This window comes from Psychromonas sp. L1A2 (genome assembly GCF_009828855.1).
GTDB lineage: Bacteria > Pseudomonadota > Gammaproteobacteria > Enterobacterales > Psychromonadaceae > Psychromonas.
This window is the reverse complement of the sequence record NZ_WUAG01000002.1, coordinates 1,318,513-1,336,032: the sequence shown is the minus strand read 5'-3', so window position 1 is coordinate 1,336,032 and position 17,520 is coordinate 1,318,513. Positions and strand designations below refer to the sequence as shown.

General features: G+C 37.3%; 15 protein-coding genes. 8 read left to right on the top strand and 7 right to left on the bottom strand.

Translation table 11 applies throughout. From position 1 onward, the window contains the following. The 4 genes from GQR59_RS16110 to GQR59_RS16095 all read left to right on the top strand — a co-directional run bounded on the left by GQR59_RS16110 (position 1) and on the right by GQR59_RS16095 (position 4,056). The gene (locus tag GQR59_RS16110; protein ID WP_160064402.1) at positions 1–939 is read left to right on the top strand and encodes an alpha-E domain-containing protein; all 939 of its coding nucleotides are present in this window, start codon (positions 1–3) and stop codon (positions 937–939) included. 783 nt (positions 940–1,722) lie between these two features. Further along, the gene (locus GQR59_RS16105; RefSeq protein ID WP_160064400.1) at positions 1,723–1,971 is read left to right on the top strand and encodes a hypothetical protein; all 249 of its coding nucleotides are present in this window, start codon (positions 1,723–1,725) and stop codon (positions 1,969–1,971) included. A gap of 24 nt (positions 1,972–1,995) precedes the next feature. Then, a complete protein-coding gene (locus tag GQR59_RS16100; RefSeq protein WP_160064398.1) occupies positions 1,996–2,508 on the top strand; it encodes a phage holin family protein in 513 nt (170 codons plus the stop codon). A 378-nt stretch (positions 2,509–2,886) separates the two neighbouring features. Beyond that, positions 2,887–4,056 carry an AI-2E family transporter gene (locus GQR59_RS16095; RefSeq protein ID WP_201288126.1) on the top strand — a complete coding sequence of 390 codons (1,170 nt, stop codon included), beginning with the start codon at positions 2,887–2,889 and terminating at the stop codon, positions 4,054–4,056. 95 nt (positions 4,057–4,151) lie between these two features. On the opposite strand, the gene GQR59_RS16090 is transcribed toward GQR59_RS16095, so the two are convergent. The 7 genes from GQR59_RS16090 to GQR59_RS16060 form a co-directional block, all read right to left on the bottom strand. Beyond that, a complete protein-coding gene (locus GQR59_RS16090; protein ID WP_160064396.1) occupies positions 4,152–5,498 on the bottom strand; it encodes a sigma-54 interaction domain-containing protein in 1,347 nt (448 codons plus the stop codon). Between the two features lie 385 nt (positions 5,499–5,883). Then, the gene (locus tag GQR59_RS16085) at positions 5,884–7,503 is read right to left on the bottom strand and encodes a diacylglycerol kinase family protein (protein ID WP_160064394.1); all 1,620 of its coding nucleotides are present in this window, start codon (positions 7,501–7,503) and stop codon (positions 5,884–5,886) included. A 97-nt stretch (positions 7,504–7,600) separates the two neighbouring features. Further along, positions 7,601–8,032: a hemerythrin domain-containing protein gene (locus tag GQR59_RS16080; protein ID WP_160064392.1), complete on the bottom strand. Its 432-nt coding sequence runs from the start codon at positions 8,030–8,032 to the stop codon at positions 7,601–7,603. A gap of 123 nt (positions 8,033–8,155) precedes the next feature. Then, on the bottom strand, positions 8,156–8,350 hold the full coding sequence (locus GQR59_RS16075; protein ID WP_160064390.1) for a hypothetical protein: 195 nt from the start codon (positions 8,348–8,350) through the stop codon (positions 8,156–8,158). 17 nt (positions 8,351–8,367) lie between these two features. Next, positions 8,368–8,529: a DUF1328 family protein gene (locus tag GQR59_RS16070; RefSeq protein WP_160064388.1), complete on the bottom strand. Its 162-nt coding sequence runs from the start codon at positions 8,527–8,529 to the stop codon at positions 8,368–8,370. 73 nt (positions 8,530–8,602) lie between these two features. After that, positions 8,603–9,148: a BON domain-containing protein gene (locus GQR59_RS16065; protein ID WP_442966207.1), complete on the bottom strand. Its 546-nt coding sequence runs from the start codon at positions 9,146–9,148 to the stop codon at positions 8,603–8,605. A 320-nt stretch (positions 9,149–9,468) separates the two neighbouring features. Next, the gene (locus GQR59_RS16060) at positions 9,469–10,440 is read right to left on the bottom strand and encodes a LysR family transcriptional regulator (RefSeq protein ID WP_160064384.1); all 972 of its coding nucleotides are present in this window, start codon (positions 10,438–10,440) and stop codon (positions 9,469–9,471) included. 161 nt (positions 10,441–10,601) lie between these two features. On the opposite strand from GQR59_RS16060, the gene GQR59_RS16055 reads away from it, so the two are divergent. The 4 genes from GQR59_RS16055 to GQR59_RS16040 are packed head-to-tail and all read left to right on the top strand — an operon-like array spanning position 10,602 to position 17,444. Further along, positions 10,602–11,777, top strand: a complete 1,176-nt coding sequence (locus tag GQR59_RS16055) for an efflux RND transporter periplasmic adaptor subunit (RefSeq protein ID WP_160064382.1) — start codon at positions 10,602–10,604, stop codon at positions 11,775–11,777. Beyond that, positions 11,777–14,980, top strand: coding sequence for an efflux RND transporter permease subunit (locus GQR59_RS16050; RefSeq protein ID WP_160064380.1), 3,204 nt, complete (start codon positions 11,777–11,779; stop codon positions 14,978–14,980). Before GQR59_RS16055 ends, GQR59_RS16050 begins: the two co-directional genes overlap by 1 nt. Next, the gene (locus tag GQR59_RS16045) at positions 14,973–16,376 is read left to right on the top strand and encodes a TolC family protein (protein ID WP_160064378.1); all 1,404 of its coding nucleotides are present in this window, start codon (positions 14,973–14,975) and stop codon (positions 16,374–16,376) included. The genes GQR59_RS16050 and GQR59_RS16045 overlap by 8 nt, the downstream gene beginning before the upstream one ends. 51 nt (positions 16,377–16,427) lie before the next feature. Further along, a complete protein-coding gene (locus tag GQR59_RS16040; RefSeq protein ID WP_160064376.1) occupies positions 16,428–17,444 on the top strand; it encodes a zinc-binding dehydrogenase in 1,017 nt (338 codons plus the stop codon). Positions 17,445–17,520: the final 76 nt, after the last annotated feature.

Sequence of the window (17,520 nt, the reverse complement as noted above, 5' to 3'; positions counted from 1 at the left end):
ATGTTATCAAGAGTATGTGAAACTTTATATTGGGTGTCTCGCTATATTGAACGTGCAGAAAATGTAGCCCGTTTAATTAATGTTAATAATATGTTGATTATGGATCTGCCTAAAGGGGTGAGTACAGGTTGGGAGCCTTTAATCGACATTATCGGTGTGCGACAAGCATACCAAGAAAATCATACTGACTTTTCTGAATCGAAAGCCTTACGCTACTTGTTAGTTGGGCATGATAATAACTCATCAATTCTTAACTCGATTATCTCTGCGCGTGAAAGCGCACGTACTATTCGTGATGTGATACCAAGAGATGTGTGGGAAGAGATTAATTCTTTATATTACTACGTTAAAGATAATCAAAATGAAGGTTTGAGTAAGCGTGGTCGATTTGCTTATTTAAAGAAAATCATTGAATCCACACACATGATATTCGGAACATTAGATGCCACAATTAATCATGATCAAGGTTATGTTTTTATTCGATTTGGCTTAATGATCGAACGTGCAGATATGACCTCTCGAATTTTAGATATCCGCTCTGCTACGTTAATTACAAACGAAGAAGCTAAACCCTATGAAAATATTCAATGGATTAGTTTATTACGCTCAATGAGTGCTTATCAAATGTATCGCCAGCAAATGGGAGTACGTGTACAACGCGCTGACGTTATAGAATTTATTATGCACAGTGAAGTTTTCCCTCGCTCGATTTTATTCTGTTTATATGAGTTAAAACAGTTAATGGAACCCCTTATCCATTCTGTAGAGTTGATTAAATTAATCGATGAAGTCATTCAGGAATTAAAAAATAAAGATGTTAGAGCACTTAAAAATGGTGATTTACATGATTACATTGATCAAGTGCAAATCAAGTTAGCGGGTCTCCATAATGAACTAGCAGAGTCATACTTCTTAAAACCACCTGAAGTGACTGAATAAAAGAATAAAAGAATAAAACGAATGAAGTGATCAAACATTGTACGTTATAAAAGCACGATACTAAGACTAACAATAATAAGTTAGAAAGGTGTTTGCTCTCACTTCATAAGTCATTTTCCAGAGCTGATTATCTAGGCGTTCTAGGTATGGCGGTTCAAAAATGATCACCTAGACTTAAAATGTACAGACCTAAAAGGAGTGGTGAAACATACCGTTTAATAATAACTTTCCAATAAGAGCTTTAACAAATAAAGCGCCACTTTTAAGTACTACTCGACTAATTTCCATACCTAATACTAATCACATTAATTAACCTGTTTTAGTTAATTCACCGACAGACGATTAACGAAGTTAATCTTCGAAAGGCCTCAATTTACGCCTTAAACTAAGTCATTTTTCCTGCGCAAAATTTAGATCACTTATTTAACGTAATCGGTATAAATACGCTATATATTCACATTAAAAATATTCATTACTTTTTATAATGGGCTTTAGACATTTACTGAGTAACTTTTACATGGTCGCATACAAGTATCGGTAGAAAATACAAAGTTTAGCCTTTGATAATATTTACATTAAATTTTTATTTTAAATAAAGGTTTTAATAATCAGTTTCTTATGGTTATTTTTTGCGGGTTTCTAAATGTGGCATGGCTTTCGCAATGTTAAAAGAGAATAACAAATATTTAGGGACGTTTATCTGAACAGGTTTGATAAACAAGTATATAACCCTATTTTTAGCGTGAAATCATATTATACATTCTGTAATTAAGGAGATTTAAAATGGCTACACCAAAAGCAAAAACTCAAGAGTCACAACAAAAAATCGAAGAAGCGTATCATTTAGCTGAAGAAGCGACTTCTGAAGCCGTTCACTCTTTAAAAAATAAAGCACAAGAATCGTTAAGTGAAGGTTCTGAAAAAGTAAAATCAGTAACAAGTCAGGCTGAAAATATTATTAAAGAACGCCCATTATTAAGTATTGGCTGTGCTTTTTTAGCCGGATGGGCTGTTTCAAAACTGATAAAATAATTAAGTCACCAGAGAGGTTTTATTATGGAAAATACTCCAAATATGTCGAATCAAGATAAAGCCTCTCAAGGTACTCAAAAAGATCCCTTGTTAGATAACGAAGAGTTAAATAACGAGCAGTTAAATTCTGATGGGATAGATGTCAAAATTGATGATCTCAAAGATGTATTTAACAAGGTATCAAACATAGCTCAAGAAGCTGGTCAGTGGTCGGAATCTACAATTAAACTTTTCTTTGTTGAAATATTAAGAAATGTTGCCGCTGCTCAACGTTTTGTCGTTTGCCAGCTTTTATTTATTCCTTTATTGATTCTCTTTATATTTAGCTTATGTGTCAGTATCGGTATCGTTGCTTATAGTCTTACCTATAACTTATTAATTGCAGTGGGGTTTTTCTTACTTGCCATGAGTTTAGTGTTATTGGGGTTAATTTATTGGCAAAAATACCTGACCCGTTTCTTCGGTTTTAAAGAAACGATTGCTCAACTAAAGGAGGGCGCAGATGTCATCTCTAAAGCAGCTAAATCATTCGATTAACTTAAAACGATTGGAAGGTAAGAATTCCGCCAGACAGTGCGAATTGAAACTCAATTTACTATTGTATACCGTTAGCAAGCAAACTCAAAGGCACCCGTTTGCCGTGACCATCGGTGTCACTGTTGCAACTGCTTTACTGGCACGGTATAGAAAAAGAATAAAATCTTTATACCCTATCGCTTCTTTAGGTCTAAATTATTTGAGCCAACATTACAGCTCAAATAAGTAAAGTAATGAAGTTTTAAATTTCTTAAATAGAAGAGCCAGCCTAATGAAAGCTTGTCAGGCTAAGCTAAGCCAAATTAAAGCTAAGCCAAATTAAAGCTAAACCAAATTAAAGTTAAGTTGTATTAAAGTAGAAAAAATGGAGTATATAATTTGAAGGATAAACAAAAGAACACTCAAATAAATGACTCCTCTTCAACTGTTCAAGTCAGTGATGAACAGCAAATTTATACCAAAGAAAATAGCCCCGCTATCGACCAAGAAGATCAAGATATAAAGCAAAATAAAAAGGATATAAAAACCTTATACACCATTGGTTTTTGGTTCTTGTTTATTATCGTTCTTATTGGCTGTATCTACTTTGGTAAGTCTATATTATTACCCGTCATGGTCAGTACGTTTATTGCGCTGTTATGTAGCCCATTAGTTAATTATTTAGAAAAAATTGGCATTCCCAGAACAGTAGGGGTGTTGAGCGTTATCTTTTTGATTGTTGGTCTTTTATTTGGCGGAGTAGCAGTATTAACTGAGCCTGCTCAACAGTGGTGGTCGAAGCTTCCAGAGTTAGTGAAAGATATTTCACAAGAAGTGACTAATGCAACCAACAACGCAGGCACAAGTTCAGCATTAAATGAGGCAATTGTTAGTAGTTCTAATGTCGGTGAGTTTCGAAGTACAACCGTCGTTTCATTGGTTAAAAGTATTGCAGTAGCAACACCGACTGCTATTACTCAATTAATGATTTCGCTCTTTATGGCGTATTTTATGCTCAGTTATGGACGTTCTTTGTTTACTGGTTTTTTAATGCAATTTGACCATCTATCTAACAAGCGTAAAACAGTGGAATTGGTCAGAGTGATCCAAAAAGATCTCTCTCGTTATATTGGTACGGTGACGTTAATTAATATTGCGTTGGGTATCGTTGTTGGCTGTGTTTTCTTTATATTTGGTGTTGAAGACCCATTCCTATGGGGAACATTAGCAGGCATTATGAACTTTGCGCCTTATTTAGGTCCACTCATTTCTATGATCTGTTTTGGTGTTATTACTTATGTTCAATTTGATTCAATGAGTTATGCATTCATTATTATTGCGACTTATTTAGTGATTAATATGGCTGAAAGTCAATTTGTTACACCTACTTTATTAGGCAGAAGGTTTAACTTAAATCCGTTGATTATTTTTATGTGGTTAATTTTATGGGGATGGTTATGGGGTAGCATGGGGATGTTACTTGGTGTGCCATTACTCGTGTGCTTAAACACTTTATTAGAGCGATTAGATATATTTGGAAGAAGTCATTTAGTGCTGAGAGCAAGGTGATTTAAAGCAAGTATATGTGATTGAAAATATTGAGCGCACTTAATCATTAAGTGCACTCAATATTTTAGTTATCCTAACTTTATAATGATTGTTAGTTAAGTCACTTCATACTTATCGAGTTTATTGTAGAGCGTTTTCACACTGATACCGAGCTCTTGAGCTGTTTTAGTTTTATTACCTTCATTGTTATCTAAGGTATTAACAATCGCTGCTTTTTCAATTGCAACTAAAGCTACCCCAACCGGTACTAATGCGTTCAATGTCGAATCGTCATCTTGTACTTGAAGAGAATCAGAAACAATATGTTCCTCTTTAATCACATCATCGGAAAGAATAAATGCTCTTTCAATAGAGTGTTTTAATTCCCTTACATTACCTGGCCAGTCATAAGCTGCAATCTTATCTAGCGCACTATCTAAAATTGTTTTGGTTTTTACTTCTTTCGCATTTTGATGGGCCATAAAGTGTTTGGCTAGACCAACAATATCAGCACCTCTTTCTCTCAATGGGGGAACATTAATTGGGAAGTGAGCTAAACGGAAATACAAATCTTCTCTTAATTCTTGTTCATCAATCGCTGTTTGAGGATCTCGATTGGTTGCAGCAATAATACGTGTATCAGCTATATGCACCGTTTCTCCCCCAACTCGACGATACTCTCCAGTTTCTAATACGCGTAACAACTTTACTTGGTGTTCAATAGGCATTTCAGTAATTTCATCAAGGAATAAAGTGCCTCCTTCTGCGCGTTTAAATACGCCATCATGAGGTTTGTCAGCACCGGTAAAAGCACCTTTATTATGACCAAATAGTTCGCTATCAACTAAGTCTGGGCTAATTGCACCACAATTAATGGCAATAAAAGGATGTTGGCTTCGTTCACTCGCTTGATGGATTGTTTGAGCAACAAGTTCTTTACCCGCTCCACTTTCCCCGATAACAAACACCGAAGCATCGGTTTTTGCTACACGACGTAACGTACGATATAGCCTGTGCATAGGGCTTGATGAGCCAATTAATAAACCAAATTGATCTAAATCGCTGGTGGATACTTGTTGTCCTACCGTACTTTTAGGTAAATTTGATTGTCTTACATCTTGTAATGTTTCAGCTAAAATTTCGATATCAACAGGCATACGGTAATGAAATATCGCACCTAGTTGCATTAATTTATCTAAATTTGGATTAGGAGCACCAGAACTAATAATAATTAAGTCCATTTCGTTTAACGCTTCAAGTTTAGATAATGCTTCATAATCCTCTGAGCTAAAACTATTCACCCCAATAAGTGCAACGGTAGGTGCTATCGTTTCGATTTTTGATATCCAATCTTGGCTTGCTTCTAGTTCAATAATATTGAATTGAGTCAATTCTGAATTACTTAGTATAGCTTGGCGTAATGAGCTATTTTGGATACTTAATAACAAGTTTAATTTATGCATTAATTTGATCTCACGATAATGAATCAATCATTTAATTTTTCAGGAGGGGGAAGTTAATAATCGCGATGAATTGGAACTTTGTCAAATTTATAAGTTGATACTTTTTATTTGATATAGAAAAAGTCGTCTACGAAGCAGTTAAGAGGTTATGTATTATAATGCATATGGTTATAAATAGAGGACTTATATTCGTTTTAAAATAAACCAAATAGTAGTGTATTTATTAGCCAGCATTATTATATTCAGAGTTGTTTTTGATGGCTTATCATAGATAGTTTTACAAACCATATGATTTTTACGAGAAGTCGATAGCTATTAAAGTGATAAAGCTATCGAGGGAAAAGGTCAAATTTAAACCTAAATCTAAACTATCAGTTAATACTCTTTATTTAGAAGCAGCAAAGACCTTAAGTGATGAAGGCTGAACTGTTATGTTGATATTCTGGGCGCTATAGTTTTCACCGTCGATAACATAGGCTATTTCATGACCTGCAGAGATCTCTATCTTTTCACCGTCACAATATTGAAACTGATTAGCTTTATCTTGAAGGCCTAAACTAGAGGCCGCTAAATCAGATAGTGCAATCACTGTTTCAGTAAATGAATCAGTATTATCTAAATAAGTCATATGTAACTTACCATCATCAGGCTCAGGAGCATTACCTCCGTGAGCTAATAAAGTACTGAATGGGGCGGTATTGGCCACCATCAAGCTTTGAACATGTAAGTCTTGTTGTGGTTTACCATTAATTTTTACACTTAACTGTTGAGATTCGCTTGAAACCACAGCATTAAAGAACCCATTTAAATATGCAAATTGTCCACTTTCATTTTTATTCTCTCTATTTGCAGACGCAATCATTTGTTGTTCAAAACCAATACCCATGGCTAATAACATCAATTGTTCATTACATTGTGCGGTATCAATAGTACGAACTTGCTCAGATAAAATGGCATTACAGGCTGCATTTACTGGAGAGTATTTTGCTTCTAACCCATACAGTACGTGACATAAAGCGTTTGTTGTACCAAAAGGAACGATCCCGAGTATTATTTTTGAATCAATGAGTTGGCTGGCGACTTCCGTTACGGTTCCGTCTCCACCACATACAATTATTTTACTCGTCTCTGCTTTTTTAGCTTGTTTGGCAAGATCTGTTGCTGAAATTTGTGGGGTTGTTTCTACTATTTTTAGACGGTGTTTTGTACTTAATTGACGAATCAACTGTTGTTTATATTGTTGCCATTTACCGCCACCTGAAACAGGGTTAACAATCATCCAGGTTGGTTCTGGTAGTTTTAATTTTTGCTGTTTACTGATTGCACTCAGTACTTTGTATTGTTTCTTATTTAAATTGGCAGAGCTACGAATAGAATGAATTTGAGTTAATGCCTGATCGATACTTAATGAAGAGTCTCGACTTAATAAATATGCTGCCATCACAAAGACTGATCGCCCACGACCTAAAGCACAATGGATAACCACAGAACGAGACTGTGATAGTTGTACGTCAATCCAATAAAGCGCGTGGCGTAATTTATGTAAAGAGGGCGTTTTATGGTCTAATACTGGGATCGTTAAATAATCGAAATGCTTATCTGTCATCGCACTTTCTAAACCAGCAAACTCTGCTGTAACATCGACAATACAATCAATATTTTGTGACTTTAAATAGTCTAAATCAGATGATAATAAACGTCTTGAAAGGTATAGGTTACTAGTGATTTTTTGTATTGGTGGAACCTCATCATTCTTTATTGCCCATGCGTTATAAGCTTTAACACCAAGTAGAAAAGGGATAAAAGCCCATTGGATCCACCATAGTATTTTCCCATCACTATTTTTTCGAAAAATAGAGGGGATATCAAACAAATAAGCAAAGCTAACAATCGCTAAGGAAAGTGCTACCCATGAAAACAATATTTTTAGTATTAGCAGTGGGATAAACCAAGCTAACGCTAAGCTTAACAGCGTACCAAATAAATAAAATTTAGTAATAAACATGGGGTTTCCTCAGCGAATAAATTAGAAAATGAGTCTCTAATAAAAAATAGACCGTGTATTAATTGTGTATTGTTAACACAATTAGAGTAATTTAATATTAGACTGCCATTTCTTCAATATATTCTTCAGCCAGAGCATGTTTTTGTTTCGCAGTAAAAACCTTACCTGCCATTTGGAAGAAGCGTTGCTCTTCTTCATCGAGGTGATGAGATACTTTATGCTGTAAAGATTGCATAAGCGTTAGCCATCCTGGTGAGCTAAATTCAGTATTGTCTAATTGCTTAATAATTTTATCAATCTCATGGTGCTCTGCGATACCATGGCGTGATATTTCAATGGTTTTATCTGCTTTAATCAATGGTGCATAAAAGCTACGTTCTTCTGCCATCGCGTGTAGTTTAAGTTCTTGTTTTAAATCATCGTAAAACTCACGTCTGGTTGATGAGTCACCAGAGGTTTTTAATAATGCTTCCATTAAAACACGTTGTTTTTGATGACTTTCTCGTAATGCTTCAAAAATGTTATTCATTATTTATTCCTTCTTTATATTTTGACCTGATTCGGATTAATGCAGTGAATATTTAAGGTTTAAACAGTGATAAAAGAGAGAATAATCAAAATGGATTATTCTCTCTTTTATTAATAACAAATATTAACAATCTGTATCTGCTGCATTAAGTGTGTCTTTCACACCTTCACAGGTATCTTCAATACTATTTCCAATATCAGTTGATGCATCATCAATTTTTTCGCCTGCCTTTTCTGCAGGACCTTCAGTACAAGCACTCAGGGCTAGTACTAAACCTGAAATTGCTGCAAAGTGCTTATAAGATCTTATATTAGTCATTTTTTCTCCTACTATTTTTAGCGTTTTATTACGTTGGCGACAATTGAGATAACAAACAGTACTGCAAACAGATAAAATATAATTTTAGCAATACTAGCGGCTGCACCAGCTATACCACCAAATCCAAATACAGCTGAAATTAAGGCAATGACGAGAAATAAAAATACCCAGCGAATCATGTAATTTCTCCTTACTTATATGAGGTACTAAATGCTCTGTAAACGTGCATTACAAAAATGAAATGAATATTGTTTATTGGATAATTTCAAGCTTATCAATAACTTTAGTAACATCTTCTGTATTACGTGCCATATTCATTGCTAAGTCGTGTTCAGTACCTGACTTCACTTTACCCGTTAACAAAACAACGTTATTGGTTGTTTCTACTTCAATATCCATTGCGCTAACATCTTCAGCCATTAAGAATCTTGTTTTTAAAACCGTCGTGATTTTGGCATCTGTTAATGCTGATAATGCTTTATCATCGAGATCTGATTGGTTATTTTCGTCTAAAATAGATAAGTTATTTTCTACTTCTTTTACACCATCTAATCCGGCTATTAATTCGCCAGCTAATGATTTTTCGAGATTGCTATCCACCGCACCGGTTAAGGTAACAACACCACTATGAACATCAGTATTAATATCAAATGAATTTAAGTTAGTATTTAATAATAATGTTGTTTCAGCTTTACCATCTATCCACGCATCAAGAGATTCATTTTTCCAACTTTGTTGATCTGCTAATGCAATAGTTGATGAAGTCAGTAGTACCGTTGAAAGTGCTATTGTTTTCATGCTCTTCATATTGTTTCTCCTTTATTTGATGTGTATTAAGTATATTGCCATTACTGTGCCAGTTTTTTATCTTATTGTTTTTATTGTGTATTTTTGTTTTTATGAAAAATAATAGAGCGAAAGTGTGAATTATTTACAGGGTGAGGATGTAATAATGTTTTGGTTTGATTTATTTGCTTTTAAGTATTAATTTTTGTTTGTAGATTATTGAAAGAGTGGGTGAGATGTTCATTACATAAAAGGATTAATCTTGTTTATTTTAAAGTATTAAAAATGTAAAAGGTAAACGACAGTTTGGTTTACCTTTATTTTTTAACCCTTTATTTCGGGCTAAGATCTTTACCTGATGATGCTTGATAAAGCTGCTCAAAGTGTGGAATCGCTTCTTCCCAAATTGGTTTTTGTTTACCTAAATATTCAGATACTGCATCAAAGAATAATCGTGTTCTTACGGGGAGGTCTCGATGTGGATAGACCGCATAAACTGGATAATAATCCTGTAAGGCTAAATTAGTTAATATTGGCACTAATAATCCATCTTTTATTTCGTTGTTAACAAGAAATGCTGGCGTTATAAAGTAGGCGCTACCAGAGAGGGCTTTCATTAATAGAACATCTGCATCATTACTCCTGAAAACACTTTTCATTTTTTGTTCCGCTTGCTTACCATCTTCGTCTAAGTAGCTGATTTCTTCCATTCTCGCCGTCGCAGTGGCAAAGCTAGCAGCTGGTAAGTCTGCTAAATCTTCTATTTTAGTAGGGTGTCCGTAACTTTTAATAAACTCCGGTGAGGCTAAAATGAGTAATCGATTACGCGCGATTGGCCTAGCAATTAAAGAAGAATCTTTAGGTTTACCGATACGGAAAGCTAAATCAAAACCTTCAGAAATAATGTCGACAACACGATCGTCTAAGCGAAGTTCCACTTCAACTTGTGGAAAACGTTTCTGAAAATCATTAATCACAGGTTGCAAATAGCGACGACCAATAATAGATGAACTCGCTATCTTCAACACACCACGTGGTTCTTGGTGATAATTTTCAGCCAAACGTAGCGTATCGCCAAGTAAATCACGTATCTCAATTGTTTTTTTGACCATTTCAGCACCAGCAGCGGTTAAAGAAAATGAGCGAGTAGAGCGATTAAGTAATCTAACGCCTAACTCATCTTCTAAACGTCCAATTTGCTTTGAAACAACCGAACGGTCTATGTTTCTTGTTTCTGCTGCTTTCGCAAAAGAGCCTTGTTCAACGACTTCGAGTAGCATTAATAGTCGACTGGTGATATCCATTTTTAATCCTTAATGCATTTAAATGATATTTTCGATCATTATAAAATCACTTTCTTATAATTCATTGGTGCTATTTTGGCACTAATGAATTTAAAAAACGATGCTTTTTTTGCACTAGTTTGTTCCGTAAAATCTGCTGTAATTAGAAAAGGAGCATCACCATGAACAAATATTTAATTGCTGCAATTTTTAGCGTAGCAAGTCTTACATTAATCGGTTGTGTAGAAGAGCCAAGTAAGTCTGCAAGTCAAAGACCTTTACAGGCGATAGATGTTGCAGAAGTGTTAGTGACACCGACTCAAAAATGGCATACCTACACCACGCGTTTAGAAGCACCTGAACAAGTTTCATTAATGCCGCGTGTATCGGGTGTGATAGAGCAAGTCTCATTTCATGAAGGTGATCAAGTCAAACAAGGAGACTTGTTATTTAAATTAGACAGTCGTCCTTTTACTGCGGTAGTGGCTGGGCTTAAAGCACAAGTGATCAGTGCACAAGCTGCATTACAACAATTACGAAGTGAGGCACAACGTGCTGTTCGTTTGGTTCAACGTAAAGCAATTTCAACAGAGCAAGCTGAGTCTCGAGCTTCTGCATTACGCCAAGGTGAAGCACAACTCGCGTCATTGAAAGCAGACCTTAGCGCTGCACAACTCGATCTAGAATTTACTGCGATACGCTCTCCGATCGATGGTGTTATCTCTCGCACTAATATTACTCGTGGTAACAATATTTTAGCGGGACAAACGGTACTAACGTCAATTGTTTCAAATAAAGAAATGTATGGTTATTTTGATATTGACGAACGTACTTGGAATGGCTCATTTGACGATGTGACTGCGGCAAGCCATCAACAAGTGGTGATGCAAAAAGTAGGTCAAACCGATTTTCCTTATTCTGGCTATATTAATTTTATCGATAACCGCATCAATCCATCGACAGGTACTTTACGTGTACGCGCAGTGTTTGATGAAAAAAATAAAGGGTTACGTGCGGGTTCTTTTGCACGCGTTAGATTGGCTGCAAATGAAGTAACAGATCAAGTGGTTATTCCTTCACGTGCTATCGGTACTGATTTAAAAAACAGCTTTGTACTGACGGTAGGCGAGGATGATGTATTGCAATACACCTTAGTAGAGCTAGGCGAACGTTACGGTAGTTTACGTGCGATTACTTCAGGTTTAAAAGCGGGTGATGTAATTGCGGTAAATGGTCCTGCTCGTGTAGGTCCAGGTATGACAATCAAACCAAATTCTGTGGATATTGATAGCGCTGGCGTGGCTTTTACATTATCACCTGTAGATGAGCCGTTAACGGCAAGTACTAAGGAACTATAATGAAGTTTTCACATTTCTTTATACAGCGCCCAATATTTGCGGCGATGTTATCTTTAGTTATTTTAATTGCTGGTAGTATCTCTTTATTCCAACTACCCGTCAGTGAATATCCTGAAGTTGTGCCTCCGACAGTCGTCGTAACAGCCAACTACCCAGGTGCGAATCCAACGGTAATCGGTCAAACTGTTGCTACACCGTTAGAGCAGGAAATTAACGGTACTGAAGACATGTTGTATATGTTTTCACAGGCAACCAGTGATGGTCGTATGACATTAACCGTTACCTTTGCATTAGGTACTGATTTAGATCGTGCGCAGGTACAAGTACAAAATCGCGTAAACAGTGCATTGCCGCGTTTGCCTGAAGAAGTGCAACGTTTAGGTGTGGTAGCAGAAAAATCATCACCAGATTTAACCATGGTGGTACATTTGTATTCACCAGAAAAAACACATGATACGGCGTATTTATCTAACTATGCTGATTTAAATGTTAAAGATGAAATTGCACGTTTACCGGGTGTAGGTGATGTTCGGTTATTCGGTGGTGGTAAATATTCAATGCGTGTTTGGTTAAACCCAGATGCTTTAGCAGCACGTAGTTTAACGGCTGGTGATGTGGTTAGCGCATTACGTTCTCAAAACCAACAAGTTGCTGCCGGTAGTTTAGGTGCGCAACCGATTTCTAATGACAGCCAATTCCAAATATTATTAAACGTTAAAGGCCGTTTAAATAGCATTGAAGAATTTGAGCAAGTTATTATAAAGGTCGGTAATGAAGGTCAGTTAACCCGTTTATCTGATATTGCACGCGTTGATTTAGGTGAAGATAGCTACTCATTACGCGCTGAATTAGATAACCAACCTGCATTGGCGATGCCTGTGTTCCAACGTCCTGGATCGAATGCCATTGAGCTTTCAGATCAAGTGCGTGAAACCATGGCACGTTTATCGAAAGATTTCCCTAAAGGTGTTGAATACGACATCGTTTATGACCCAACCGTCTTTGTTCGTGGTTCGATTGATGCCGTGATTGCAACCTTATTGGAAGCGATTGTATTGGTTGTTATTGTTGTCATTGTGTTTTTACAAACATGGCGTGCGTCTATCATTCCATTAATTGCAGTGCCTATTTCATTAATTGGTACGTTTGCGGTGATGCAATGGTTAGGTGTATCGATTAATACATTATCGCTATTTGGTTTAGTACTGGCGATCGGGATAGTCGTCGATGATGCCATTGTAGTGGTCGAAAATGTTGAGCGTAATATTGAAAAAGGATTCTCTCCTTTAGAAGCGACACGCGTTGCGATGAGTGAAGTGACGGGCCCTATTATTGCAATTGCATTAGTACTGAGTGCGGTATTTATTCCGACGGCATTTATCACTGGATTATCAGGTCAGTTCTATAAACAATTTGCGTTGACTATTACTATTTCAACGATTATTTCAGCGTTTAACTCATTAACATTATCACCTGCTTTAGCGGCATTATTATTAAAACCGCATGATGCAAAACCAGACTTCTTCACGCGTTTATTGAATAAATTATTTGGTCGTTGGTTGTTCGAACCTTTTAACCGTGTCTTTAATCGTGGTGCAAAAGGTTACGAAAAATTAGTTAAAAAATTAATACGCATGTCTGTTATCGCAATGGTTGCTTATGTTGTATTGCTTGGCGGTACGATTAAGTTATTTGATACTGTACCGGGTGGTTTTATCCCACCGCAAGATAAACAGTATTTAGTCGCAATTGCACAGTTACCTGACGCTTCAAGTCTTGACCGCACACAAGATGTATTAAAAGAGATGCAAGAGATTGCTTTGTCAGTACCAGGTGTTGCACACACTGTTGCTTTCCCAGGTTTGTCGGTTAACGGGTTTGCTAATACACCTAACAGCGGTATTGTATTTACTACACTTGAAAGCTTTGACAAACGAACTGACCCTAGCCAATCTGCAATGGCGATTGCTGCGACGTTAAATCAACGTTTTACTGCTATTGATGAATCGTTTGTGGCTGTGTTCCCGCCACCGCCAATTCAAGGTTTAGGTACCACGGGTGGGTTTAAACTACAAATTGAAGACAGAGCCAATAAAGGATTTGATGCGTTATTTAATAGCCTACAAACGGTGATTGGTAAAGCACAGCAAGATCCTGCGTTAATGGGACTTTACTCAAGCTTCCGTATTCAAGTACCGCAAATGGATATAGATGTAGACCGTGAGCAAGCACTGATTCAAGGAATTCCATTGGATGAAGTCTTTGATGCATTGCAAATATACCTCGGTTCTGTGTATGTAAACGATTTCAATTTATTTGGACGTACATACCAAGTTAATGCTCAAGCTGATGCAGATTATCGTGTCGACCCTGGGCAAATTCTTAACTTAAAAGTCCGTAATCGTGCCGGTAACATGGTGCCATTAGGTTCGGTATTAACCGTAACGCCTACTATTGGCCCAGATAGAGTCATGCATTATAACGGTTACCCAAGTGCTGAATTGAACGGTAGTCCAGCACCTGGTTATAGCTCAGATCAAGCGCAACAAGCGATTGAGAAAGTACTAGCAGATACATTACCAACGGGCATTGAATACGAATGGACGGAAGTAACTTATCAACAAGTACTTGCGGGTAATACCATGGTTTATGTATTCCCATTAGTGGTGTTGTTAGTGTTCATGGTTTTAGCGGCGCAGTATGAAAGCTTACGTTTACCATTAGCCATTATTTTAATCGTACCGATGACTATTTTCTCTGCATTGCTGGGCGTGTGGTTAGTGGGTTCTGATAATAATATCTTTACGCAAATTGCTTTGATTGTATTGGTGGCCTTAGCCTCTAAAAATGCCATCTTGATGATTGAGTTTGCTAAGGATCAGCATGATTCTGGTTTAACGCACCTTGAAGCAATCCTAGCTGCGTGTCGTATGCGTTTACGCCCAATATTAATGACATCAATCGCCTTTACGGCAGGTGTTGTACCGTTAATTCTTGCAACGGGTGCAGGTTCGGAAATGCGTCATGCAATGGGGAATGCCGTATTCTCAGGTATGATCGGAGTCACTATCTTTGGCCTATTATTCACACCAGTGTTTTATATGCTAGTGAGTAAAACTAAGAACGATAAAGCACAAATGAGTATTGATGATCACAACAATGTTGAAAAAAATATCAATATTGAGGAGAAAAATAATGCTTAAGTTAGCCAAGCGTTTAAAGCCTAAAGTTGCTTTATCTACTGTCTTAGTCGCCACTATTTTGTCTGGCTGCGCTAGCCAAGTGAATACAAAAGATGAACAAGAAAAAGCTTATACTTTTATCGATAAAAGCAGCCTTGTTGAGCGATTAACCGGTGAAGATGAAGTCAACTGGTGGAGAAATCTTAACTCTCCACAATTGAATCAACTGATTGATGATGCAATGTTAATGAATCATGATTTGCGCACTAGCCAGTTACAATTACAAAGTACGTTAGCGCGTATTGGTGTTGAAGAAGCGAAGTTCCTACCGCAAGGTGGCGTAATAGCTGGCGCACAAAGAGGTGACGTGGATATCACAACGCCTCGTCAATCAAGTGCGTACCTATCATTAACTTGGCAGTTAGATTTATTTGGTCGAATCAGTGCGTTGGTGGATGCAGCAGAAGCATCAGCAATGAGCCAAGCTGAACAACGTCGTTTGCTACAGATAGAAGTCGTTTCTTCTGTGGTAAAAGGCTATGTCAGTTATCAAGGCCACCAACGTAAAAAAGAGATCATTCAGCTACAAGTTGAAGCGTTAGAACAGAGTGTCGGTGTATTAGAGGCGCTAGTTGAAGAGGGGGCTGCTAATGAACTTGACCTAAATCGAACGCGTGCCCAGCTTAGCCAACAAGAAGCATTATTACCTGCAATTGCTTATGCAGAATATAGTGATTTATCGACACTAGCGGTATTAACAGGACAATTAACCAGTGCCGTTAGCTTGCAAAATGAACAAGGGATTTTTGATTTACCTTTTCGTGTGGCATTAGCTGAACCTAGTAATGCCATTGCATTACGTCCCGACATTAGCCGTGCTTTATATGAATTTAGCCAAGCAAATTCATTAAGTGTGGCGGCAAGCAAAGCGCTGTTACCTGAGGTGAGTTTAAGTGCCTTTGCTGGTGTATTAAGTTTAGACAGCCTAAGGCTGTCTACTTCGAATAGTCAATGGCAAGTAACACCACAAATTGAATGGTCACTATTAAGTTACCCTTCATTATTAGCAGAACGTGACGCACAAAAGTACTTGAGTGAAGCGGCCTATAGTGAATATCAACAAGTTGTTTTAAAAGCAATAAGCGAAAGTGAACTTACTTTACAGCGCCTTGTTGAGCAGAGTTCACTACAACGTTACGCAGATCAGCGTTATCAATATTCAAATCGTGCATTCTTACAAGCTGAAGCAATGTATGAAGAAGGGCAATTGCCTTACTTAGAATTATTAGACTCACGTCGCGATCTGTTAAGTGCTGAAGAGAATGATGTTGATTCGACGATTTCATTGTTGCAAGCTAAAGTGAATGCTTATCAAGCATTTAACGGCCGCTGGAGCTATGCGCTGGATACCTTATAAGAGCAATAAGAAATGGTAAAGACTGATACTGTAAAGCTAGATACGCTAAATATGACTAACGTAGACTTAAGTCTCCCACAGATGATGCGAGCGATTGTATTGATTGAACCTAATGAATCAATTCGCTTGTCTGAAACAACATTGCCGGTGCCTGAGTGCAGCGATAATGAGCTGTTGGTCAAGGTTGAGTATGTCGGTTTAAATCCAGTCGATGCGATACTATCTAAATCAGGTTTTTGTCAGTGGCAATACCCCCATATTTTGGGGTTAGATGCCGTCGGTATAGTCGTCAAAGCACAAAAGGGTGTTTACCCTAATGTTGGTGACAGAGTGATGTGGCATGCCAGTATGGGTGAGCAAGGGGTTTTAAGTGAATATACTAAAGTCCCCAATTTTGCTGTCTCAGTCGTACCTGATGAAGTTGATGCAATGACCGCTGCTGCTTTACCTTGTGCAGGTATGACAGCACTCATTTCTCTTGAAAAATTACGAGTGACCGCTGGCGAAACCATTCTGATTGAAGGTGGAGCTGGCTCAGTAGGGCAGTTTGCTATTCAATTTGCAAAACAACGTGGTGTGGATGTATTTACCACGGCCTCTAAGCGTAATCATAAATTGCTTAAGCAGCTAGGTGCCGATGTTGTTTTTGATTATCACGACCCTAAACTATGCGAAAAAATACGCCGAGAATTAGGGCCACAGGGATTTGATGCGGTATTAGATTCAGTTGGTGGCGAATCAACGATTCGTAATATCGAATTGATGCGCTTTTGTGGACGTATCGCATGCCTAAGGCCGTTACCCTTATTTGAGCAAGAGCTTCTTGATCGAAAAGGTCCAACGATCAGTATCGTATCTTTAGGTGGGGCATGGCTAGATAATAGTTTATGTGCGCAACAAAAGATGGGATTCATGAGTAAAGTCATGTTGGATAGTGTTGCTAAAGGTGAAATTAAAACGTCAGATCTTCAGCTTGTCGAGTTTACTGCAGGCCATATTAGCGATGCTTTAAACCGCCAAATCGGTGGCTCTTTTACTGGTAAACAGATAGTAAAAGTAAGCGATTAGTATTACTCTTTTTAATTAACCTTTTTTAAGTTCACCTCCTATTTATTGACTCGTCTTCAAACTGTTTTGCTAACCT

What these genes read in the sequence shown, in the direction of transcription:
- GQR59_RS16110 (WP_160064402.1), top strand. Translation starts at nt 1, where the DNA reads ATGTTATCAAGAGTATGTGAAACTTTATATTGGGTGTCTCGCTATATT.
- GQR59_RS16105 (WP_160064400.1), top strand. Translation starts at nt 1,723, where the DNA reads ATGGCTACACCAAAAGCAAAAACTCAAGAGTCACAACAAAAAATCGAA.
- GQR59_RS16100 (WP_160064398.1), top strand. Translation starts at nt 1,996, where the DNA reads ATGGAAAATACTCCAAATATGTCGAATCAAGATAAAGCCTCTCAAGGT.
- GQR59_RS16090 (WP_160064396.1), bottom strand. Translation starts at nt 5,498, where the DNA reads ATGCATAAATTAAACTTGTTATTAAGTATCCAAAATAGCTCATTACGC.
- GQR59_RS16085 (WP_160064394.1), bottom strand. Translation starts at nt 7,503, where the DNA reads ATGTTTATTACTAAATTTTATTTATTTGGTACGCTGTTAAGCTTAGCG.
- GQR59_RS16080 (WP_160064392.1), bottom strand. Translation starts at nt 8,032, where the DNA reads ATGAATAACATTTTTGAAGCATTACGAGAAAGTCATCAAAAACAACGT.
- GQR59_RS16075 (WP_160064390.1), bottom strand. Translation starts at nt 8,350, where the DNA reads ATGACTAATATAAGATCTTATAAGCACTTTGCAGCAATTTCAGGTTTA.
- GQR59_RS16070 (WP_160064388.1), bottom strand. Translation starts at nt 8,529, where the DNA reads ATGATTCGCTGGGTATTTTTATTTCTCGTCATTGCCTTAATTTCAGCT.
- GQR59_RS16065 (WP_442966207.1), bottom strand. Translation starts at nt 9,148, where the DNA reads ATGAAAACAATAGCACTTTCAACGGTACTACTGACTTCATCAACTATT.
- GQR59_RS16060 (WP_160064384.1), bottom strand. Translation starts at nt 10,440, where the DNA reads ATGGATATCACCAGTCGACTATTAATGCTACTCGAAGTCGTTGAACAA.
- GQR59_RS16055 (WP_160064382.1), top strand. Translation starts at nt 10,602, where the DNA reads ATGAACAAATATTTAATTGCTGCAATTTTTAGCGTAGCAAGTCTTACA.
- GQR59_RS16050 (WP_160064380.1), top strand. Translation starts at nt 11,777, where the DNA reads ATGAAGTTTTCACATTTCTTTATACAGCGCCCAATATTTGCGGCGATG.
- GQR59_RS16045 (WP_160064378.1), top strand. Translation starts at nt 14,973, where the DNA reads ATGCTTAAGTTAGCCAAGCGTTTAAAGCCTAAAGTTGCTTTATCTACT.
- GQR59_RS16040 (WP_160064376.1), top strand. Translation starts at nt 16,428, where the DNA reads ATGACTAACGTAGACTTAAGTCTCCCACAGATGATGCGAGCGATTGTA.